Source organism: Blautia sp. 2227st1_G12_2227SCRN_220401 (genome assembly GCF_039062885.1).
Lineage (GTDB): Bacteria > Bacillota > Clostridia > Lachnospirales > Lachnospiraceae > Blautia_A > Blautia_A fusiformis.
The window spans coordinates 1-20,126 of record NZ_JBCLNI010000029.1 but is presented as its reverse complement, the minus strand read 5'-3'; the positions used below and the strand labels follow the sequence as shown (position 1 = coordinate 20,126).

General features: G+C 45.1%; 19 protein-coding genes and 8 tRNA genes. 4 read left to right on the top strand and 23 right to left on the bottom strand.

All coding sequences use genetic code 11. The annotated features are described in order from the left end of the window. Positions 1–316: 316 nt before the first annotated feature. Together ABCM67_RS13295 and ABCM67_RS13290 are read right to left on the bottom strand one after the other, a co-directional pair. Positions 317–1,003 (bottom strand): RHS repeat-associated core domain-containing protein, encoded by a 687-nt coding sequence (locus tag ABCM67_RS13295; protein WP_342992909.1) that lies wholly within the window; start codon positions 1,001–1,003, stop codon positions 317–319. Next, on the bottom strand, positions 991–1,170 hold the full coding sequence (locus ABCM67_RS13290) for a hypothetical protein (protein ID WP_243148673.1): 180 nt from the start codon (positions 1,168–1,170) through the stop codon (positions 991–993). The genes ABCM67_RS13295 and ABCM67_RS13290 overlap by 13 nt, the downstream gene beginning before the upstream one ends. Before the next feature lie 130 nt (positions 1,171–1,300). On the opposite strand from ABCM67_RS13290, the gene ABCM67_RS13285 reads away from it, so the two are divergent. Together ABCM67_RS13285 and ABCM67_RS13280 are read left to right on the top strand one after the other, a co-directional pair. Next, positions 1,301–2,392: an acyltransferase gene (locus ABCM67_RS13285; RefSeq protein WP_118608651.1), complete on the top strand. Its 1,092-nt coding sequence runs from the start codon at positions 1,301–1,303 to the stop codon at positions 2,390–2,392. Between the two features lie 6 nt (positions 2,393–2,398). Further along, complete coding sequence (locus tag ABCM67_RS13280; protein ID WP_147602815.1) at positions 2,399–2,872, top strand: transporter; 474 nt, start codon at positions 2,399–2,401, stop codon at positions 2,870–2,872. Between the two features lie 129 nt (positions 2,873–3,001). Here ABCM67_RS13280 and ABCM67_RS13275 read toward each other — a convergent pair whose 3' ends face one another. From ABCM67_RS13275 to ABCM67_RS13235, 9 genes are all read right to left on the bottom strand, one after another. Beyond that, positions 3,002–4,009: a calcium/sodium antiporter gene (locus ABCM67_RS13275; RefSeq protein ID WP_022427049.1), complete on the bottom strand. Its 1,008-nt coding sequence runs from the start codon at positions 4,007–4,009 to the stop codon at positions 3,002–3,004. A gap of 341 nt (positions 4,010–4,350) precedes the next feature. Beyond that, positions 4,351–5,160, bottom strand: coding sequence for a Cof-type HAD-IIB family hydrolase (locus ABCM67_RS13270; RefSeq protein ID WP_342992908.1), 810 nt, complete (start codon positions 5,158–5,160; stop codon positions 4,351–4,353). Between the two features lie 7 nt (positions 5,161–5,167). Next, positions 5,168–5,770, bottom strand: a complete 603-nt coding sequence (locus ABCM67_RS13265; protein WP_147602814.1) for a class I SAM-dependent methyltransferase — start codon at positions 5,768–5,770, stop codon at positions 5,168–5,170. 21 nt (positions 5,771–5,791) lie between these two features. Next, positions 5,792–6,022, bottom strand: coding sequence for a hypothetical protein (locus tag ABCM67_RS13260; protein ID WP_015527478.1), 231 nt, complete (start codon positions 6,020–6,022; stop codon positions 5,792–5,794). Between the two features lie 228 nt (positions 6,023–6,250). After that, positions 6,251–6,324 (bottom strand) — tRNA-Arg (locus ABCM67_RS13255). 158 nt (positions 6,325–6,482) lie between these two features. Continuing rightward, positions 6,483–7,715, bottom strand: a complete 1,233-nt coding sequence (locus ABCM67_RS13250; protein WP_118752927.1) for an ABC transporter permease — start codon at positions 7,713–7,715, stop codon at positions 6,483–6,485. Beyond that, positions 7,708–9,495: an efflux RND transporter periplasmic adaptor subunit gene (locus ABCM67_RS13245; RefSeq protein WP_118752928.1), complete on the bottom strand. Its 1,788-nt coding sequence runs from the start codon at positions 9,493–9,495 to the stop codon at positions 7,708–7,710. The genes ABCM67_RS13250 and ABCM67_RS13245 overlap by 8 nt, the downstream gene beginning before the upstream one ends. Positions 9,496–9,497: 2 nt before the next feature. Beyond that, entirely contained in the window at positions 9,498–10,205 is a 708-nt protein-coding gene (locus tag ABCM67_RS13240; RefSeq protein ID WP_118752929.1) for an ABC transporter ATP-binding protein, read from the bottom strand. A gap of 270 nt (positions 10,206–10,475) precedes the next feature. Beyond that, positions 10,476–11,870: an aminopeptidase gene (locus tag ABCM67_RS13235; protein ID WP_022427054.1), complete on the bottom strand. Its 1,395-nt coding sequence runs from the start codon at positions 11,868–11,870 to the stop codon at positions 10,476–10,478. Between the two features lie 261 nt (positions 11,871–12,131). Between ABCM67_RS13235 and ABCM67_RS13230 the strand changes: the two genes are divergently transcribed. Then, positions 12,132–13,844, top strand: coding sequence for an ABC-ATPase domain-containing protein (locus ABCM67_RS13230; RefSeq protein WP_147602813.1), 1,713 nt, complete (start codon positions 12,132–12,134; stop codon positions 13,842–13,844). Positions 13,845–14,228: 384 nt separating this feature from the next. Here the strand turns inward: ABCM67_RS13230 and ABCM67_RS13225 are convergent, their stop codons facing one another. The 11 genes from ABCM67_RS13225 to ABCM67_RS13175 all read right to left on the bottom strand — a co-directional run bounded on the left by ABCM67_RS13225 (position 14,229) and on the right by ABCM67_RS13175 (position 19,002). Next, positions 14,229–14,960, bottom strand: a complete 732-nt coding sequence (locus tag ABCM67_RS13225) for a histidine phosphatase family protein (RefSeq protein ID WP_021650251.1) — start codon at positions 14,958–14,960, stop codon at positions 14,229–14,231. A gap of 88 nt (positions 14,961–15,048) precedes the next feature. Next, positions 15,049–15,459 (bottom strand): metal-dependent transcriptional regulator, encoded by a 411-nt coding sequence (locus ABCM67_RS13220; protein ID WP_021650250.1) that lies wholly within the window; start codon positions 15,457–15,459, stop codon positions 15,049–15,051. A 77-nt stretch (positions 15,460–15,536) separates the two neighbouring features. Next, entirely contained in the window at positions 15,537–16,121 is a 585-nt protein-coding gene (locus ABCM67_RS13215; protein WP_147602812.1) for a TetR/AcrR family transcriptional regulator, read from the bottom strand. Positions 16,122–16,267: 146 nt separating this feature from the next. Beyond that, positions 16,268–17,311, bottom strand: a complete 1,044-nt coding sequence (hydE, locus tag ABCM67_RS13210; protein WP_015527487.1) for a [FeFe] hydrogenase H-cluster radical SAM maturase HydE — start codon at positions 17,309–17,311, stop codon at positions 16,268–16,270. A 158-nt stretch (positions 17,312–17,469) separates the two neighbouring features. Then, complete coding sequence (locus ABCM67_RS13205; protein WP_059086183.1) at positions 17,470–18,222, bottom strand: tRNA threonylcarbamoyladenosine dehydratase; 753 nt, start codon at positions 18,220–18,222, stop codon at positions 17,470–17,472. 215 nt (positions 18,223–18,437) lie between these two features. Further along, positions 18,438–18,521, bottom strand: a tRNA-Leu gene (locus ABCM67_RS13200). Positions 18,522–18,545: 24 nt separating this feature from the next. Continuing rightward, a tRNA-Val gene (locus ABCM67_RS13195) sits at positions 18,546–18,618 on the bottom strand. A gap of 9 nt (positions 18,619–18,627) precedes the next feature. After that, positions 18,628–18,701, bottom strand: a tRNA-Asp gene (locus ABCM67_RS13190). Positions 18,702–18,725: 24 nt separating this feature from the next. Beyond that, positions 18,726–18,799: transfer RNA gene (locus ABCM67_RS13185), tRNA-Ile, on the bottom strand. 4 nt (positions 18,800–18,803) lie between these two features. Next, positions 18,804–18,876, bottom strand: a tRNA-Thr gene (locus ABCM67_RS13180). A 54-nt stretch (positions 18,877–18,930) separates the two neighbouring features. After that, positions 18,931–19,002: transfer RNA gene (locus ABCM67_RS13175), tRNA-Glu, on the bottom strand. 291 nt (positions 19,003–19,293) lie between these two features. Here ABCM67_RS13175 and ABCM67_RS13170 point away from each other — a divergent pair. Next, entirely contained in the window at positions 19,294–19,860 is a 567-nt protein-coding gene (locus tag ABCM67_RS13170) for a flavodoxin family protein (RefSeq protein ID WP_059086184.1), read from the top strand. Positions 19,861–20,056: 196 nt separating this feature from the next. Here the strand turns inward: ABCM67_RS13170 and ABCM67_RS13165 are convergent. Further along, positions 20,057–20,126 (bottom strand) — tRNA-Asn (locus tag ABCM67_RS13165).

Genomic DNA, 20,126 nt, shown 5'->3' with positions numbered 1-20,126 from the left:
ACCGGCTACTGCAAATGTGAATCTATCATCTTCAAAAATCCAACGATATGACAAAAATAAAATACAAAATAACAAAATTTTTTCAGGTATATTATTTTTTCTTTTTCGGTTTATTATGATCCCCCCTAGTCGTCAAACACATACAAATTGTATTGGTGAGAATCCCATTCTCACCAATACATTTCCCATATATTTTTACATACAAAACTTATACATAAACCCAATATAACTTTCCTAAATACTTATAACACTTCATATACCGCGTTCCTTTTCCTGGAGTATACTCACATCCCCCGCCAATAACTCTCCCATACTTTCATATTGCAATATTAGAATTAACCTTCCTATTACTCCAATAATCTCTAGAATAAGAATTTATTTGCTTTCCTGTTAATTGCCTCATTTTTTCATTTTTTTCTTCATTAACTGCCCTTCGTAGCGGTAATGCCTCTGCGAATGAAAGGTTCATATTTGAAATTCTTCGATTTGCGTCATGGTAATCTTTTCTCATATATTTCAAATATCCTTTTTGATTTTGCTTTGGTCCTATATTATCTACAGCACTCCAAATTAATGATATTCCCGCACTTACCGCACCATTTATAACCGCACTTGTAAAATCTCTATTTTCATAATAATCACTTGCAAACGAAGTAACACCACTTACAACTGCACCTGTTGTCGAACCACCAATTCCCAAAAATCCCATAGCGGTTCCAAGTCCTGCGGAAGCAGCAGTGATCCAGTTTATCTCTGACAGATTTTTCCCCTCAAAAATCATCTGACATCCAACTGAAAGTCCCATTCCAGCGACAAAACTTGCTGCTGCAACCATCCATGCATTTCCATCCTGATCTGCACGTACCAGTGGATTATCGTCACAGTAGGCAAATAAATTTCGATTATGTAATGTCTCCATAGAGGCTTTTTCACTTTTAAAGTTATCCGCACTGATAAATCTCCGGATCTCCGGGTCATAATACCGGTTCTTCAGATAGTACATTCCGGTTTCTTCATCGTAGTAGTAGCCTCTGTAACGGAACGGGTTGATTTTCCAATGGTGCCGGCTTTGCTGCCGGTGATGCTCAGGATTTTTCCCCAGCTGTTATACTTGTATTCTACTACAGTCTCTCCGGCGTCGTCAATCAGTGCAATGACATCATTCTGCAATAGTAAATTTTTCGTTACGGTTCCCTCCGACAGCTTTCCAATCTCCCACGTTCATGCTATACTAAACCTATCTCTGTCTGCCCGTTTCAGTCATGGGGCAGACTTATTTTTTTCAGGAAAGGATTTATTTATGAAGCGTATCAAAAATATCGATCTGCTCCGTGCGGGGGCGATCCTCTACATTATGCTGTATCACTGCTACGTTCTGTCCGGGCAGCCATGGCAGTCGCATACAGCCATCCACACACTTCTGACTCTTGGAGGTGAAGTAGGAGTTACACTGTTTTTCCTGTTAAGCGGATATGGGATCTATCTTTCCCTTTCTTCTTCGGAGGCGCGAGGCTGTCTCCCCGGCTGGCGGGCTTTTATGAAAAAGCGCTGCATCCGCATTATGCCCCAGTATTATGTATGTATCACGGTCCTTCTGATCTTTATGTCCACGCAGATGTTCAGCAATGAGGGACTTCGGCATATCCTGGCGTATTATACTTTTACGGAGAACTTTTCCCCGGTGACTCATGGTTCCATCAATGGTGCGCTGTGGACGATGGGCGTGATCTTTCAGTTTTATCTGATCGCCCCGTTCCTTTATAAAGCTGTCCGGAAAAACTGGCTTGTATCTGCCATTGTATCCATTGTTTTCACTGTTATCTGCCGGTTCGCAGTTGTCCGCTATCTCCACAATTCCGGGATTTCGGATAACTCTGTATATTTTGTATACGAGCGTCAGGTATTCTCTGCGCTGGATAATTTCGTGCTGGGAATGGCTGCTGCCGCTTTCTGGAAGCAGACCGGAGATCGTATGCAGGATTACCGGCTGAAGCTTGGACTTCCGGTTTCTATTGCAAGCACCGCACTGATCCTGGTATGGATCTTTTATTATCACAGTCACGGGCTTTATGGCACCGCTTCCTCCGGTTATCCGGCACATTCCATCCTGGCGATCCTGCTCAGTATACTGCTTGTGGGATTCTCCCTCCTGCCGGAAATGGATTTCAGGTTTCTGCGTCCGCTGTACTTCGTAGCCCGGAACCAGTACGGGATCTATCTGTGGCATATGCCCATCATTATGATCCTGCAGGCCAATGCGCCATGGTTCAACACCATGAGCCAGCAGCGCTTCTGGCTGTTTTTGCCATGTATGGTGGTCATCACCTGCGTATTCGGCTATTTTGCAACCCGCTTTATCGATCATCCCGCTTCTGCAAAAAAGAAAGGATAACTTCCCATGAAAGACAGAACCGCCGTTAACCACAATATCCGCAAGCATTTTAACGAACTGATATACAACACAGCCCGTTACACAGAAATCGCGTTATCCATCGTGATCATTATCGTGATCGCACTGTCCGGACTGCGTCTGATCCTTACAACTGCCGGTACCTCCGTCATGGATATGGACACCAGCTTTTTTACCAGTTTCCTGTCACAGGCACTGTCCCTTGTAGTCGGTGTGGAGTTTGTAAAAATGCTCTGCCGCCATTCCGCCCAGACTGTTGTCGAAGTCCTGCTTTTTGCAACAGCAAGGCAGATGGTCGTGGAACATCTCGATCCTGTACAGACACTGATCGGGATCATCGGTATCGCCATTCTTTTTGCCGTCCGGAAATATCTGATGACGGACAGTGATGATATGACCCCGCATCAGAAGAACGCTTCAGAAGAATCTTCAAAAAAGGCTTTCTCTTCTGAGTGCAAATGAGCATAATTGCAGAAAAGCTCCAACTGTATCCCGATATTGATGCAGTTGGAGCTTTTCTTATAAATTGCATTGGTATAAACTCTATACGATACTATTGTCCACGTCAGACCAACTGCATGCCCACAGCAGCTATCTCCAGATAATATACCCTGCATAGATCAGGTACATACACACCATGGAAATTCCCTCTTTCCGGCTGATCCTCTGCTTTGTGGCCGCATAGATCCACACGATCAGCGAGAACACGATAAGTATGACAATATCAATAATATTTTCCCGGATCAATGCCACCGGATTGATGGCAGATGCAACTCCGAGAACCATCAGGATATTAAAAATATTGGAGCCTACCGCATTTCCCACAGCCATATCCACTTCGTTCTTTCTGGCTGCAACCACGGAAGTCACCAGCTCCGGAAGGGAAGTTCCGATGGAAACAATGGTCAGTCCCACCAGTGTCTGGCTCATTCCAAGATCAATGGCAATGCGGCTGGCAGCATCCACCGTAAGATCTCCGCCAAAGGCAATGGCAAGTGCGCCTCCCACAATAAAGAGGATGCTCTTCGGCCAGGAAAGGATGCCGATTTCTTCTTCCAGCTCTTCCATTCCTTCCATGTCCACATTTTTTCCTGCTGCCCTGGCCTTCATGGCACTTTGGATCATTACCACAATATAGCCTGCAAAAAATCCCAGCAGGATCATTCCATCCAGATGACCAAGTCTCATTCCGATCGTATCTCCTGCTGCCAGGATCCCCAGCCCCAGAAGAAGGAGCGCACAGATCATGGAAAACGGAATATCCCTCCGGATGGTTTCCTTCTGTACCAGGATCGGTGTCAGGATGGAACAGACTCCAACAACCACCATCAGGTTAAAAATATTGGAACCTACCACATTGCTGACCGCAAGCTCATTGTTATTGACCAGTGACGCTGTAACGCTGACTGCAGTTTCCGGCAGTGATGTTCCCATTGCCACAATAGTAAGGCCGATGATGATCGGCGGCACCTTCAGCCTTTTTGCGATACTGGAGCTTCCTTCTACAAAGAAATCCGCACCCTTCATCAGGAACACAAAGCCGATCACAAGAAAAACTAACACAAGGATCAGCGGTGAACTGTTTACCAGATTTTCCATTTTTCTTCTCACTTTCTGTTTTTATTTCCCACAACCTGGAGATTCATTGTCGCCCGCCCTGCTGAAAAAAATTCTTTCCGGCATTCTTTTGTTACATAAAAAAGACCCATGTATGCCCTGCTGCAATAAAATATAACAAAGCATACATGAGTCTCATTCTTTAAGATTTGCCAGGTTTTTCAGAAAAAACCGGGTCTGTTGACAAATCACACTTACGTGCGAACTACTCCCTCATGGAATTAAAATTTTCAATTTTTTTCAATTTAACAGAATTGTTTTTAAAAGTCAACCCCTGGCCGGTGACTTTTCTTTACCGAAAGCACATATTTTATGTATCTTTATTATTTTCCGCTTTCAGAAACAATCCCTTTCAGGATCTGTAGGACTCCATCTTCACTGTATGACGGACATACTTCCCTGGCTGCTGTCTGCACTTCCGCTCTGGCATTGGCTACTGCATAGCTCATTCCCGCTTTCTGGAGCATGGCAATATCGTTGAGGTTATCTCCGAATGTACAGGTTTCCTCCGAAGAAATTCCTAACTGTTTCTGGATAAATTCGACAGCTGTACTTTTTTCGCCCTCCGGCGGTGTACTGTCCATCCATTCTTTTCCGGCAGCCGCCAGTGTTACCTTATCCCTCCATGCCGGTGTAAAATACGGTGCACAAAGCTCCTCGCACCGTTCCGGGTGATAAACAGAGAATTTCAGCACCTGTTTTCCCTGAAGAGAAGAAAGATCATCCACTTTTCTCATATCATAGCCATAGGAATCCCGCAGCCACCGGAACATCCTTCCATTCTCATTCTCCGCATAGCAGCACTCCGGTGTGGCAATAAAACAGTCACATTCCAGCATTTTTTCTTTCACCATATGATGCATGCGTTTCCAAACCTCATCCGGAAGTGTATGTACCTTCAGGATCTTATCATTCTTCCGGATCACCGTACCGCCATCTGACACAAAATACACCAGATCCTTCACCGGCTCAAACAGCTTCCTCTCACTGTCATACTGCCGCCCGGAACACACCACAAAGGTAATTCCCAGCTCAGTCAGCTTCCGGATCACTGTCATATATTCCGGATTGATAGTCATGGTCCCGTCTTTTACAAGAGTTCCGTCTACGTCTGTTGCGATCAGTTTTATCATGTTGTTTTTACTCCTCTCCCATCTGAAATACCAATATCCTCTCTCTCTGATTTTTCCCTTCAAAAAGATCCTGGCAGTCGATCTCGTCCAGGAATTCCAGTTCCTCTACGGTCATCAGATATGAAATATATTCGTCAGATGGATAATAGAAAAAGAGTAGCATTTCTCTTGTTTTTTTATACCAGGATTCCCGGATGCGGCCGATGATGCTTCTCAGTATTTCCACAGAAAACGGATTAAAAAAATAAAATCTGTCTGCGGATTCCGGTACCTGAAAAAGAGCTGCATTCTCCAGTATAAATGATGTTTTTGTCCCGGAAACAGCCCGCTGCCTGTTTTCTTCTGCGGCTTTTGTCATACGTTCATCGTACTCCACGCCTGTAGTCCGGCATCTGACCTGCCACGCCAGAAAAAAATCCACTCTGCCTTTTCCACATCCATAGTCGATCAGATGATTCTTTTTCCCCAGATATCCACAATACGCCAGCCGTTCCAGTACCCCGTACGGCGTTGGCTCGTATGGATAACAGTACTGATCCGATCTGGAATCATCACGACCGGTGGTTTTGATCTTCAGCAGCTTATCATATTTTACTTCATTTTGATCCATGCTTCTGTTAATCTCCGTTCGCTACATCGGGCAGCTTCGTTTTTCCTCTTTATCCATATCTCCATGGACATACCTGGCATTGAACTCCATATTGATCTCACGGATCTCTTTCTTTCCGTCAATATAATCCTGATACATATCCGCAAGCCTCGCCATACAGCCATCACAGTTCGCGGAAATATTTCCAAGAGATTCCTCCACGATCTGTTTACGTTCCTCTTTTGTTGTATCTTTGATCAGATATCCTGGCATTGTTTTTTCCTCCTGATAGGTTCACCTCTATTTCAGATGTTTTGTACTTTCATTGTTGTTTACTTTTTCCTGTGAAAAAAGCTGCTTGTATCAGACAAACAGCTTTACAAAAATTTTTCTTTTCTGTTTTTTTATTCTACTCTGGCCCACTACCAGTGTCAATACAATTTTTCGCCTGTTTCCGAAACACAAAACAAAAGCCTCCGGAACAATTCCAGAGGCTTTATACGTGCGTTAGAGGATTCGAACCCCCGACCTTTTGGTCCGTAGCCAAACGCTCTATCCAGCTGAGCTAAACGCACATCTTTGTTGCTTTTCCTTTGTGATATTTCGTATCACCGCTGCAACAATATGTATGATACTCTAAGACCTATAAAATGTCAAGGGTTTTTTGAAACTTTTTTTGATTTTTTTTAAAAATATTTTTTATTGCTATTTTTGATGCCAAAGCAACAGTTTTCTAGTTTCTTCTGAGTGCCTCGATAGGACTGAGTTTGGCTGCTTTTCTTGCCGGATAGATTCCGAAGAATACACCTACTGCACAGGAGAATAATGTTGCCGCCAGGATGGTTCCCAGACTGATCCCTGGTGTGATGGTGGTTCCCATACTGTTTCCGATCACCGCACAGATCACATGACCCCCTGCGATGCCAAGCACAATGCCGATCAGGCCACCCATGATGGTCAGGATCGCTGCCTCAGCAAGGAACTGAAGCATAATGGAAGAAGTCTTTGCCCCAAGGGATTTACGGATGCCGATCTCCCTAGTACGCTCTGTGACGGACACCAGCATGATATTCATAACACCAATACCGCCTACCAAAAGGGAAATTCCCGCAACAAAAGAAATAAATGCGGTGACCATTCCAAGCATCTGGTTCATGGATTTCATGATATCCTGGAAGCTCTGTACCTGGAAATAATCGTCTCCGGCACACTGATGGCGTCTCTCCAGAAGATTTACGATCTTATCTGCCACCACCTGGGAATCCAGATTTTTATCTGCCTGGACTGTGATCTGATAAAACTCACCGGTACTTCCTGTAAAGTCATCCATGGCCGTATAAGGCACGTTAATGGACACAGGCATGCCATCATAGGTATAGCTAACAAAAGTGCCGTTCTCCTTCTGTGCGGTAACTCCGCAGATGCGGAACGTTTTGGTCAGATCATAGCAGGTGACATCCAGAGTCATTCCCACTACATCGTCCGTTCCAAAAAGCCGCTTCGCATCAGCATCGGAGATTACGCAGACATTTTTTCCCTCTTCCACCTCTTTCTGCCCGAAATAGCTTCCGTACTTCATAGAAGCATTGTCCACCAGCTTGGCATCCTGGGCCTCCCCGGTCACAGTCAGATTAAAATCACCTTTTCCGGTTACAGTCTCACCGATATAGGAATCTGAAACATTGACACCTTCCACGCCATCCAGTTCCCGGACTGCATCAATATCCTCCGGCTGGATCCAGACATTATCTGCAGTGGCATCATCGCTGCAGTAAACCGCGATCTGACCGCCGCCGATATCATTGATCTCACTGTTCATCTGATTCTTGGTTCCCTCACCAATGGAAACAATGGCGATCACCGACGCGATACCGATGATGATACCCAGCATGGTAAGAAACGATCTTCCCTTATTGGCCATAATATTGTGGATCGCCATTTTGATATATTCATAAATATTACTCATTGGCAGTCTCCCCTGTCTCTGCTGCACTGTCAACATCCGCTGGCGCTGCCTCTGCGGTCATTCCCTCTTCCAGGGAACCCAGATCCTCGATGACCTCGTCTCCTGCCCTGATTCCATCTGTAATTTCAACAAAATCCTCGGAGCTGATTCCCGTTGTGATATCCTGTTTTGTGATCACACCATCTTTCAGCACATAGCAGAAAGAACCATCTTTACCGATATTTACCACACCTGCCGGAAGCGTAACTACATCTTCAGCCTTTTCCGCATAGATCTTCACCTTTGCGTCAACACCGAGGAAAATATCTTTATCAGGTTTGTCAATGCTGACGGTAGCTGCGATCAGAGTAGAACCTTTCTCATTGGTTGTCGCAATGTGGCTGATCTTTGTCACTTTACCGGTATATTTCTTATCACCAATGGTGATATCCGCAGTCTGGCCTTCTTTTACCTTTGCATAATCATACTTGGATACATTGATATCCACGCTGACTTTATCTGTATTCTGCAGGGTAAAAAGTTCCATTCCCTGTGTCACTGCCGCGCCCTGCTGCACTGCAGACTTGGAAATAACGCCATTAAAATCTGCCGTGATGCCTTTTTTTCCTTCTTCAACAAGTTCTTTTGCGGATTTGGCATCCAGTTCTGTAAGATTATTGCTGACACGCAGCTTCTCTTTTTCCTCCTTTGTAAGGCTGGTGGAATCTGCCTCTGCAATGGATTTCTGTGTCGCAAGATCAGACTGAAGATCTGCCAGATCAGAACTTGCCTGCTCAATGGCATTATCAATTCCTGAAGTATCCACAGATGAACCTGTGGAAGCAGCGGATACACTTCCCTGGTCTGTCAGATCCTGTCCATCGTCCTGTGTTCCGTCTGTAACAAAATCTTCCCCTCCTGCACTGCTGTAATCCGAATATTCCGGCATTTTCGGCTGAGCCGCCTTTTTATCCTCGTAAGCTTCTTTCGCCACCTGACAGTCGATCTCAGCCTGGCTTCTTGTACTCTCCGCTTCATCCAGTGCCTGAGCGTTCTCATCACTCTGGTCTGCCTGCCACTGGGCAAAAGCCATCTGGTAATTATTATCCGCCTGGTTATACTCGCTCTGCGCCTTAATATAGGCAGCATTCAGCTCGCCCAGTTCTTTCTGATACTGAGGAAGCGTTTCATTCTGATATGTAGTAAGCGCTGCCGCATATGCTCTCTGGATTTCTGCCTCCTGGGCTGCCTGAGCATCGGCTTTTGCCTGGGCTTCCGCCTGAGCCTGGGCCTGTGCGTCTGCTGCTGCCTGCGCCTGTACAGATGCCAGCTGAGATTTCAGTGATGCCAGATAGTTCTGCTTATCTTTCACCTGCTGTTCCAGACTGGAAACTTTTGATTTGGCGTCATTCTGTTTCTGCTGTGCCTCATCGGATTTATTGATGGAATTTTTGTAATCATACTCTCCGGATTTCACATTCAATTCTGCCTTCTGATTATCTCTCTCCAGATCTTTCAACTCAAATTCCACAAGTTTTGTGCCCTTTGAGACAGAATCACCTTCTGCAAAAGATACGTTTTTTATCTGCGCGTTTACCGGTGAATAAAAAGTTTTCTGTTCATCACTGACCACCGTTCCGGTTGCGTCCACGATTTCTTCCACATCTCCGGTTTCCGCCTTTGTAACTGAAACCTGAGGAATCTGTGTCTCACCGCGGCTTCCTCCCGCTACTGCGTAAATACCGCCTGCCACAACAGCCACTGCTGCCACACCGATCACAATCTTTTTCCCTTTTTTCATTCTTAAGCCTCCTCGACAAATTCCTCATTGATCGTATCTGATTCAATTTTTCCATCCAGGATCCGGACCACACGTCTGGCCTGAGCCGCGATCCCATTATCATGAGTGATCAGGATCAAGGTTTCTCCTGATCTGTGCATTCCCTTCAGGATCTCCATAATTTCCCTGCTGGATGCAGAGTCCAGATTTCCCGTTGGTTCGTCCGCCAGGATCACCGGCGGCCTGGCTGCGATAGCTCTGGCAATAGCCACACGCTGCTGCTGTCCCCCTGACATTTCATTCGGCTTATGATCCATACGTTTCTCAAGTCCGACTTTTTTAAGAGATTCCACAGCAAGCTTTCTTCTTGTTTTCCGGTCAATCCCGCGGTAGATCAGAGGAAGCTCCACGTTTTCCAGAGCCGTAAGATTTGCAATCAGATTAAAGCCCTGAAAGATAAAACCAATCTCCTTATTTCGTACCACCGAGAGATCGTTATCCTTCATTGTGGATACATCTGTTCCATTCAGATAATATTTCCCGGAGGTGGGGACATCCAGACAGCCCAGCATGTTCATAAAGGTGGATTTTCCGGAACCGGACTGTCCGATAATAGCCACAAATTCCCCCTTATAGATCTCCAGGTTCACATGATCCAGCGCCCGCACCTCATTTTCTCCGGGATTGTAAACCTTGCACAGATCTACTACCCGTACCAATGCATCTTCCATAATAAAATTACTCCTTGTAAAGTAAATCAGTCCCAGGCAAGCCCCTCCTCTGCTTATTGCTTTTCGCCATTGAAACAGAGAGCTTCCCTGATCAGGTTAAAAATACAGAGCGAAGTCTGCAGGGGATACTGCTGTTTCTTGTCGGAACGCTCCAAGCCAAAACAGCAGCAGGCAGACTGCTCTGCCATTTCCGGGAAAACCCCGCTCATTGATCTGTAACGAAAAGATTACCTGAATGTCTTCAGAACTGACACACATTTATACATCTGTTTATGCATCAAGTAAAAACGCCTTATATGCCTTGTATGCCTCATATACATCTGCCTTGCTGGTAACCTCCCACGGAGCATGCATACTCAGCACTGCCACGCCACTGTCGATAACCTCCATTCCGTAAAGTGCCGCAATATAAGCGATGGTTCCGCCTCCGCCAAAATCAACCTTTCCAAGCTCTGCTGTCTGGAAAGCAACATTGTGATCATCAAAAATCCTGCGAACTCTTGCAACGTACTCTGCATTGGCATCGTTGGAACCGGATTTTCCTCTTGCTCCGGTGAACTTGTTAAGAACGATACCACGTCCAAGATATGCTGCATTCTTTTTCTCAAAAGCCTCACCATAGGCCGGATCATAGCCGGCACTTACATCGGAAGAAAGCATGCTGGAATTACGGAGAGCTCTTCTTAATGCAAGCTCGGAATAGCAGCCCATTCCGTCCAGAAGCTCTGCCACGCTGTTCTCAAAAAATCTGGACTGCATGCCTGTGGCACCAACGCTTCCGATCTCTTCCTTATCTACAAGGAGACAGCAGCCGGTACGCTTCGGTGTCTCCTCCATCTCCAGCATTGCCGCAAGGGATGTGTAAGCGCATACACGATCATCCTGTCCATATGCTGCGATCATGCTGCGGTCAAGTCCACAGTCTCTTGCCTTTCCTGCCGGAACGATCTCCAGCTCCGCTGAGAGAAAGTCCTCTTCCTCAATACCATACTTCTCATTTAAAATCTTCAGCACATTCTGTTTTACCGCATCCTTTTTGGAATCATCCGGAAGCTCTGCAAGAGGTCTGCTGCCGATCAGGATATCCAGCATCTCACCCTCAATAACCTCTGCTGCCTTTTTCTGGAGCTGTTTTCCGGAAAGATGGATCAGAAGATCTGTGATGTAAAGTACCGGATCTTCCGCATCCTCACCAATGCTGATCTCCACAATGCTTCCGTCCTTCTTTGCAACAACACCATGCATGGCAAGAGGCAGTGTCACCCACTGGTATTTCTTTACACCACCATAATAATGGGTATCCAGATAAGCCAGATCCGTATCCTCATACAGAGGATTCTGCTTGACATCCAGTCGCGGAGAATCGATATGTGCACAGAGAATGCTCATACCTCCGGAAAGCTCTTCCGTTCCTACATGAAACAGAGCAACGATCTTCTTCATCCCTACCGCATAAACCTTGTCACCGGCCTTGATCTTCTCGCCTTTTTCAAGCTTCGACTCAAGAGATTCATATCCGGCAGCCTCTGCTTCCTTCACGATTTCTGCAACACATTCCCGTTCCGTTTTTCCTTTATCCAAAAATTCTCTGTAAGCCTTCGCAAGCTTCTCCATTTCTGTCTCTTCTGCTTCCTTATAAGAAAGCCACGCATTTCTTCTTTCCATTTTAGTGGTCCACCTTTCTTTATAGCTTCCGGCAGCTGCCGTTTCTCATCATATTATCTGCAATCTGTCTACTATTATAGGTCAAACATTTACGAATTTCCACCGCAATTCCCATTCTTTACAAAATCTTTATGATTCGTTATAGTAGTTCTTAAGAATTGGCCCTGTATCCAAAATTTTCAGGTATCTCACACACGGAAAGCTTTCTGTTTCACCGTAGACTTTACCTGTATGCTCCAACAGGGCAAAGGAGGAAACAACATGCAAGCATCTGCTCAGCTAAAAGAGCTTCTTCACAGCATCAACCGCAAAAGCTATCCTGCATACAAGTCTCTGCGGGGTGCATACCAGTTTGACCGTTATATTTTGTCCATTGACCACGTGCAGGGGGATCCTTTTGCCTCTCCCTCTCACATCAGTGTGAAGCTTTCCCACCGAGACACCGGATTTCCGGCAGAATATTATAAGGATTCCCTGACCCGCATCACACTGGGAGACTTTCTGAACCGCCAGTTTGAACAGCAGGTAAACCGTTATACCTTCCGTGCAAAAGGATCCGGAAAAAGCGGCCTGATCTCAGTAAGCCACTGTGGTCAGGAGGTTCTTGCACGTACCGCCTGTGAAATAACGGAAAAAGGCATCACTGCCCGTTTTTTCATCGGTTTCCCGGCCAATGGCAGAACCATCAACTCTCCCGAACTGGAAAAAATCCTCTTCGATTTTCTTCCGGTCTGTATTCACAAGGCATTTTTTTACCGGAATCTTGACCCGGAAGCGCTGAGAAAAGCCATCTGCCTTGCCGAAGATCAGGTATTTATCCGTCAGGAGCTGAAAAAACGTTCTCTGGCTGCCTTTGTCAGTGACGGCGCTATCCTCCCCAGGGAAAGCGGCATCTCTTCACGCCCGATGAAAAACTCTGTTCCTTTTGTTTCTCCGGAAAGCCTGAGGGTTTCCATGGAGCTGCCCCACAGAGGAACCATAACAGGCATGGGCATTCCCTGCGGCATCACCTTGATCGTAGGTGGCGGCTACCATGGCAAATCCACCTTACTTAACGCACTGGAGCTGGGAATTTACGATCACATTTCCGGCGATGGCCGGGAATATGTCATTACCGATCCTTCTGCCCAGAAGCTTCGCTCTGAGGACGGCCGTTTTATCAAAGATGTGGACATTTCTCTTTTTATCAACGATCTTCCAAATAAAAAAGACACCCTCTGCTTTTCTACAGAGGATGCCAGCGGCAGCACTTCACAGGCTGCCGGTATCGTGGAAAGTATGGAGGCAGGAAGTAAAGTCTTTCTCCTTGACGAGGATACCTCTGCCACCAACTTTATGGTCCGTGATTCCTTCATGCAGCGAGTGATCTGCCGGGAAAAGGAGCCCATCACTCCATTTCTGGAACGTGCCCGGGATCTCTATGAAAAGGCAGGAATCTCCACTATCCTGGTTGCCGGAAGCTCCGGAGCTTTTTTCCATATTGCGGATACTGTGATCCAGATGGATAATTATCATCCGGTGGACATCACAGCAGTCACCAAAAAGCTCTGTCAGGAATATCCTCTCTCAGACATTGAGGCCCCTGCATTCCGCCTTCCGGAAAGCCATCGCATCATGACCAGGACCAAAGTGGCTCCATCCCGCCACAGCCGTCCCGGACAGCCGGAAAGACCGAAAACCAAGGTTCACGGCAAAGATGGCTTTTCTCTTGGAAAAACCGAAGTGGATCTCCGCTATGTGGAGCAGCTGATCGACTCCGAGCAAACTGCATCCCTGGCGTTGCTTCTGAAATATGCCTGCGAACATCTTATTGACGGAAAACGTACTCTGCCGGAGATCATCACTTATCTGGATACTCAGCTGAAAAGGCAGGGATTGTCCTTCTTCTCGGAAGGCTCTTATATTCCATGCGGTTATGCCATGCCCAGGATCCAGGAAATATATTCCTGCTTTAACCGCTATCGTAGGCCGTAGCTGTGCCTGAAGCTGTATATCCAATAAATCTCAAACAACAAAAAAACGCTGCCGATAAACATTGGAAATCTTTATCTCCTCTGTCATTCGGCAGTTTTTTTCTGCAATGCAAAACCACCGTCCTGTCGGCTCTGTCTTGCCAATGGAACGGTGGTTTATCTTCATACATATTTTAGGGAAAGGAAAGAGTTTTTCTTAAGAGCTTCTGTTCTCTTAAGATGTTTATATCATACAGGATAAATGTGAGAGAAATTTGTACAATTTCTAATAAATTTATAAAATTTATTAACGAAGTCTAATCATTTTCCAAAATAATCCTGCTGATCATTATTTACCATGGTCTTCCGGAAAAAACCGAAATATTACAGCCGTTTCTTTCGCTTTTTAGTCGTGTCTCTGCTCTTTGTTATCATATGTCTCACAGAATCTGGCAGCAAAAGCCGGCGGCTCCTGATGCGCATACAAATGAGAAATGTCTCCAAAAGAGCTCATACGGAAGGACGCGATCCCTTTTCGCCTCTCCTCTGTAACAATGGTACTCACCGATGACGGCGCCGCACAGAAATTCTGCAGCATCACCAGCGGAGAGATACTGAGAAGATAGCTGATGAGTACACAGCTTACACCGAAATGGCAGAAAAACACAAGCGTATCTTCATTGGCTTTTTCTGCTCTGTAATAATGTCCTTCCCGCACATAGCCATGCTCTGCCAGAACTTTATCAAAATTCTGTGTGACCCAGTCATACTCTTCTTTCATTTTTCCCTCTCGCAGGATGTCATTATCCCACCAACGGTCAAAGCTGTAGAAATTTTCAATCTTCGTCCAGTCCTGGGGAAGCCAGTCCCAGGGAATGATCTTTTCCCCATGAAGATCCGGTCTTCTGATCTTTACGTCGAATTCTCTCAGCCACTTGCATTCTGTAGCTGTTCTTCCGTTTTTCTTCAGTGTGCAGGATGCGGTATCCTTTGCTCTTCCAAGCGGAGAAACATAAAAATCCCTGACATCAAGAGCTGCGATCTTTTCAGAAAGAAATTCCGCTTCCTTCCAGCCCTTTTCGGTCAGGGAATCTATTGTGTAATCCGGGTCTCCATGTCGTATAAAAAGTAATTTCATCTTTTGGTATCCTCCATTTCATAACCTGGATTTCCATTATATTCTTATTTTTTCAGTTGTCAATTCCTGATAGCTTCTGCTGCAGGGATCAAACCTGATCCGCAGTTTCTCCATGGAGCACAGCTTGCTGCTCCCTCAGCTCATAAACTGCCTTTTTCAATGCCTGAAAGCTCTCCTCACTGATTATGTGCTCGATCCTGCAGGCATCATGAATCGCTGTTTTTTCCTGGACTCCCAGTATCATCAGCCAGGAAGAGATCAGCTGATGACGTTCATATACCTTATCGGCAATCTTATGTCCGTCCTCTGTCAGACGGATATCTCCGTTGTCGGCTACTGTGATGAGATTTTTCTGGCGAAGATTCTTCATGGCAACACTGACACTCGGTTTCTTAAAGCCCATCTCTGCCGCGATATCCACAGCTCTTACAAGAGAGCTCCTGTTTCCAAGGATCAGGATTGTTTCCAAATAATCTTCAGATGATTCATTTGATCTCACGTTATTTACACCTCCCTCGGTTTGTTAAAACTAACCAAGTTAATCATAACATACTTTAGGAGAATGAGCAATGGTTTTTAATGCTTTCTGTTTAGTTCTGCCTCAATTGCCAGAAGGCACTGGCTGGAACATATCTGCAGAATTCTGGAAATTTCCAGGAGTTTTTCCCTGGAGCAGTTTCCCCGGAGCAGTTCACAATATCCCTGAAATTTCATCTGTACCAGGATATGTACCAGCTCGTGATCAACTTCTTGTCCACATTTCTTTTGAAAACGTTCATTAAGGATCTGCTCCATTTTCGTACAGGCATCCTCACGGAAATTCACATATCTGGTACCTTCAGCTCCATCTATGAGGATTTTTGCGATGTCCCTGTTTTCCCAGATAAATTCCATAAGTATCCTGTCATATTCTTCCGGATGCAGTTGTTTTTCCTGATCCGTAAAGTCTCCCATGATCCGCTTCAGATCCTCTACCGTCTCTTCCACGATTTCTTCAAAAAGAGCTGCTTTACTTTCAAAAAAGAAATATAGCGCTCCCGTAGTCACATCTGCTTTTTTGCAGATCGCACGAAGAGAAGCCTTCAGAAATCCCCTGTCTCTGAATTCTTCCTTCCCCGCTTCCAGAAGTCTGCTCCGCACAGCATTTTCTGATTTTTCCATATTTTACGCACTCCATCATTTTTCCTGCATTCCGCTTTGCAGGAAAATTCCGCTTATTTCTGACCAGCTGTTATTTTTTTAGCAATCTGATCTTACTGGTATTTTACCTTAAATCACTGAAAAAAGAAAGTATTTTGTACCCCGTGTCAATCTGTCATCGGGGAATCTCCACGGTCTGTAACGATTTCATAGCCTACAGACTCCACACGTCTGGTAAGGCACCCTCTGCACTCTGCTGCTTCCTCGCCTGTACAGATCTTGTTATCATAAAGCTCATACTGTTTACGGTTCTTCACCGGAGAAAGATTGGGCATTACTACATTTGCACCCGCCTGAAAACCCTTTTCCCTGCCTCTGGGGTCCAGGGTCCCCAGTGCTGTGGTTGCCGGAAGAAGTACCTGTGGAAGCAGGATCCGGATGACAGACAGCAGAAACAGTGTCAGATCCACACTTCCTGCCGGTTCCTCTGCAAATTTCGTATCATGGTGCGGGACAAATGGTCCGATCCCCACCATATGCGGATTCAGGTCTTTAAGAAAAACAAGGTCTTCCGCCAGATACTCCAGCGTCTGTCCCGGCGCACCTACCATAAATCCGGCACCTATCTGATATCCCAGTTCCTTCAGGGTATAAAGACACTGTTTACGGTTTGTAAGACTTAAACTCTCCGGATGAAGATAACGATAATGTTCCTCACTGGCCGTCTCATGACGGAGTAAATAGCGGTCTGCTCCGGCATCTTTAAATCTCTGATAGCTTTCTTTTGATTTCTCCCCAATGGACAGCGTGATCGCACAGTCCGGATATCCCTGTTTGATGGACCGGATGATGTCAACCATCCGGTCATCATTAAACCATGGGTCTTCCCCTCCCTGGAGCACAAATGTCCGAAATCCCAGCTCATAGCCATTCTCGCAGCACTGCAGGATTTCCTCCTTCGTAAGGCGGTAACGGCTGGCATTCCTGTTAGAACGGCGGATCCCGCAGTAATAGCAGTCATTTCTGCAGTAATTGGTAAATTCTATCAGACCTCTTGTATATATTTTATTTCCAAAATATTTTTTCTGTATACGGACAGCCTCTTCCCGAAGCAGACGAACCGCATCCGGATCCTGGTATAAGTGCAGAAGTTCCGGATATTCTTCCTTTGTCAGCTGTCCTTCTTTTATAAATTTTTCAACGATCCCCATACTTTATCTGTCCTTCTCTTTTATTTACAAAACTATCTGTAAAAAATATTTTATCACAAAAAAACAGATATTGCACAATATAAGTATACATGCAATATCTGTTCTTACAGAATGGTTACTGTTCATTCCGTTCTCAGTAACACAGAATGATCCAATTTTTATTTAATAAGATCCTTTACAACCTCACCGGCAATGATCAGTCCCACTACGGAAGGCACAAAGGCATTACTTCCCGGTACCTGACGTCTCTGAGTACATTTTCTTTCTGTTCCCGGAGGACAGATGCAATGAGACTTGCAGCTGATCGCCATATCATCAATTGGAGTCATTGGCTTCTCCTGTGAGTAAACCACCTTCAGTTTTTTGATTCCTCTTTTTTTCAGTTCACGGCGCATGACCTTTGCAAGGGGACAGACGGACGTTTTATAAATATCTGTCACTATAAAACCTGTTGGATCCATCTTATTTCCGGCCCCCATAGAGCTGATGATCGGTGTTCCTGAAGCCTTTGCCTGCTCTACGAGCATCAGCTTTCCGGTTACAGTGTCGATTGCATCGACTACATAATCATACTGGGAAAAATCAAAGGAATCTGCTGTCTCCGGCACATAAAATGTTTTGTGGATATTTACAACTGCATCCGGATTAATTTCAAGAATACGTTCTCTGGCCACGTCAACTTTATATTTCCCTACGGTCTTTCTTGTTGCGTAAATCTGGCGATTGATATTGGTGAGGCATACTTTATCATCATCAATGAGATCCAGGGTACCTACGCCACTTCTGACCAGTGCTTCCACCGTATATCCGCCAACACCGCCAATTCCGAATACTGCGACTCTGGAATTTTTCAGCTTTTCCATTCCTTCTTTTCCGATTAATAATTCTGTTCTTGAAAACTGATTCAGCATTTTCTGACCTCTCCTTATATTCTTTCCATGTATATTTATACTGACAACGGATATATTTTTTATATCTGTCCGATTTATTTTACAACTGTCAGGATTCTATCATGGGAAAATAGCCTTGTCAATATCCCTACCAATAAGCTAGGAATATTTTCCCGTTTTCATCAATTAATTTTATGATACAAAAAAAGATCCCTAAAAAGGAATCTTACTGATACTGCGGGTAGCCGGACTTGAACCGGCACGGAGTTGCCCCCGAGAGATTTTAAGTCTCTTGTGTCTGCCTATTCCACCATACCCGCATATTCAATTAATTTGTTCAAAAATGGGGCCTATAGGGCTCGAACCTATGACCCTCTGCTTGTAAGGCAGATGCTCTCCCAGCTGAGCTAAGACCCCAAATATGAACGACCCAGAAGAGACTCGAACTCTCGACCTCCGCCGTGACAGGGCGGCGCTCTAACCAACTGAGCCACTGGGCCATACAAAATATAAAACTTTTAAAATGGACCTTCGGGGACTCGAACCCAGGACCGACCGGTTATGAGCCGGTTGCTCTAACCAACTGAGCTAAAGGTCCAAAAAGCCGATGATCGGACTCGAACCGATAACCTGCTGATTACAAATCAGCTGCTCTGCCAATTGAGCCACATCGGCGTATTAAACACCAAATGTTGAATCGAGTCAATGAATATCCAGTTTAGTTTTAAGTGACTCCAAGGGGATTTGAACCCCTGTTACCGCCGTGAAAGGGCGGTGTCTTAACCGCTTGACCATGGAGCCATATTTCTTTTTTATGTTTCGCTGTTTTGTATTTCCCTCAGCGACGAGTTAAATAATACCATACCTTTTTTATAATTGCAAGCTTTTTTTTGAAAAATTTCAATTTTTTTTACAAAGCCGGAAAACAGGCCGAAAAGCCTTATAAAATGGGCTTTCCAAGGGTTTGTACTTCCTTTCTCAAACCCTACCCGGAAAAATTTTTTCTGTTTTTTTCAAACATTGACATTATTTTTTCTCTGTATATAATTGAAAGTATGATGACTTAAAAAATCATATGAAAGGATGACAATAATGAAAGTTTTATTACTCAACGGCAGTCCTCGCAAAGAAGGCTGCACTTATACAGCTCTTACAGAGATCGCAGAAACCTTAAAGAAGAACGGTGTGGAGGCAGAAATCTTCCAGGCCGGGGATCCTTCTCAGGAAAACGTTGCTGCCGCAGCTGCCATTATGAAAGAGGCTGACGCCCTTATTGTTGGTTCTCCGGTTTACTGGGCTTCTCCTTCCGGACAGATCATCGAATTCATGGATAAATTCGCTTCCAAGGCCGGAAAGGATATGATCCACAAGCCTGCCGCAGCTGTTGCTTCCGCAAGACGTGCCGGTACTACTGCTACTCTGGATGTTCTGATCAAATACTTTACCTATCATCAGATGCCTGTCGTGTCCGGAAACTACTGGACAATGGTTCACGGCAATACCCCGGATGACGTCAGAAAAGACGCTGAAGGCCTCCAGATCATGCGTACGTTAGGCAATAACATGGCATGGCTGTTAAAATGTATTGAAGCCGGTAAAAAGGCCGGTATCGACGCTCCGGAGACAGAGCAGAAGATCATGACTAATTTCATTCGATAAGCCAGAATTTCTCTGTCATAGCTTTATAAATTTATTGATTATCTCTAACAGTCAATATTTCTATTTGTAGTTACAAAAATAAACGTGCAGATATAAATATATCTTATTTATATCTGCACGTTTTTACATCCTTATCCTGTCACAGATCAAGCATAAAAAAATCCCATAAACTTTACATTTACAGGAAACAAAAAAACTCCCCCTGTTGGACTCGAACCAACGACACTGCGGTTAACAGCCGCATGCTCTACCGACTGAGCTAAGGA

Excerpts from the sequence above, each read along its gene's own strand:
- ABCM67_RS13240 (WP_118752929.1), bottom strand. The coding sequence starts at position 10,205 with ATGGAAGATGCATTGGTACGGGTAGTAGATCTGTGCAAGGTTTACAAT.
- ABCM67_RS13205 (WP_059086183.1), bottom strand. The coding sequence starts at position 18,222 with ATGCTGAATCAGTTTTCAAGAACAGAATTATTAATCGGAAAAGAAGGA.
- ABCM67_RS13295 (WP_342992909.1), bottom strand. The coding sequence starts at position 1,003 with ATGTACTATCTGAAGAACCGGTATTATGACCCGGAGATCCGGAGATTT.
- ABCM67_RS13280 (WP_147602815.1), top strand. The coding sequence starts at position 2,399 with ATGAAAGACAGAACCGCCGTTAACCACAATATCCGCAAGCATTTTAAC.
- ABCM67_RS13225 (WP_021650251.1), bottom strand. The coding sequence starts at position 14,960 with ATGAAATTACTTTTTATACGACATGGAGACCCGGATTACACAATAGAT.
- ABCM67_RS13170 (WP_059086184.1), top strand. The coding sequence starts at position 19,294 with ATGAAAGTTTTATTACTCAACGGCAGTCCTCGCAAAGAAGGCTGCACT.
- ABCM67_RS13260 (WP_015527478.1), bottom strand. The coding sequence starts at position 6,022 with ATGCCAGGATATCTGATCAAAGATACAACAAAAGAGGAACGTAAACAG.
- hydE (WP_015527487.1), bottom strand. The coding sequence starts at position 17,311 with ATGGGGATCGTTGAAAAATTTATAAAAGAAGGACAGCTGACAAAGGAA.
- ABCM67_RS13270 (WP_342992908.1), bottom strand. The coding sequence starts at position 5,160 with ATGATAAAACTGATCGCAACAGACGTAGACGGAACTCTTGTAAAAGAC.
- ABCM67_RS13215 (WP_147602812.1), bottom strand. The coding sequence starts at position 16,121 with ATGGAAAAATCAGAAAATGCTGTGCGGAGCAGACTTCTGGAAGCGGGG.
- ABCM67_RS13245 (WP_118752928.1), bottom strand. The coding sequence starts at position 9,495 with ATGAAAAAAGGGAAAAAGATTGTGATCGGTGTGGCAGCAGTGGCTGTT.
- ABCM67_RS13230 (WP_147602813.1), top strand. The coding sequence starts at position 12,132 with ATGCAAGCATCTGCTCAGCTAAAAGAGCTTCTTCACAGCATCAACCGC.
- ABCM67_RS13285 (WP_118608651.1), top strand. The coding sequence starts at position 1,301 with ATGAAGCGTATCAAAAATATCGATCTGCTCCGTGCGGGGGCGATCCTC.
- ABCM67_RS13275 (WP_022427049.1), bottom strand. The coding sequence starts at position 4,009 with ATGGAAAATCTGGTAAACAGTTCACCGCTGATCCTTGTGTTAGTTTTT.
- ABCM67_RS13250 (WP_118752927.1), bottom strand. The coding sequence starts at position 7,715 with ATGAGTAATATTTATGAATATATCAAAATGGCGATCCACAATATTATG.
- ABCM67_RS13265 (WP_147602814.1), bottom strand. The coding sequence starts at position 5,770 with ATGGATCAAAATGAAGTAAAATATGATAAGCTGCTGAAGATCAAAACC.
- ABCM67_RS13235 (WP_022427054.1), bottom strand. The coding sequence starts at position 11,870 with ATGGAAAGAAGAAATGCGTGGCTTTCTTATAAGGAAGCAGAAGAGACA.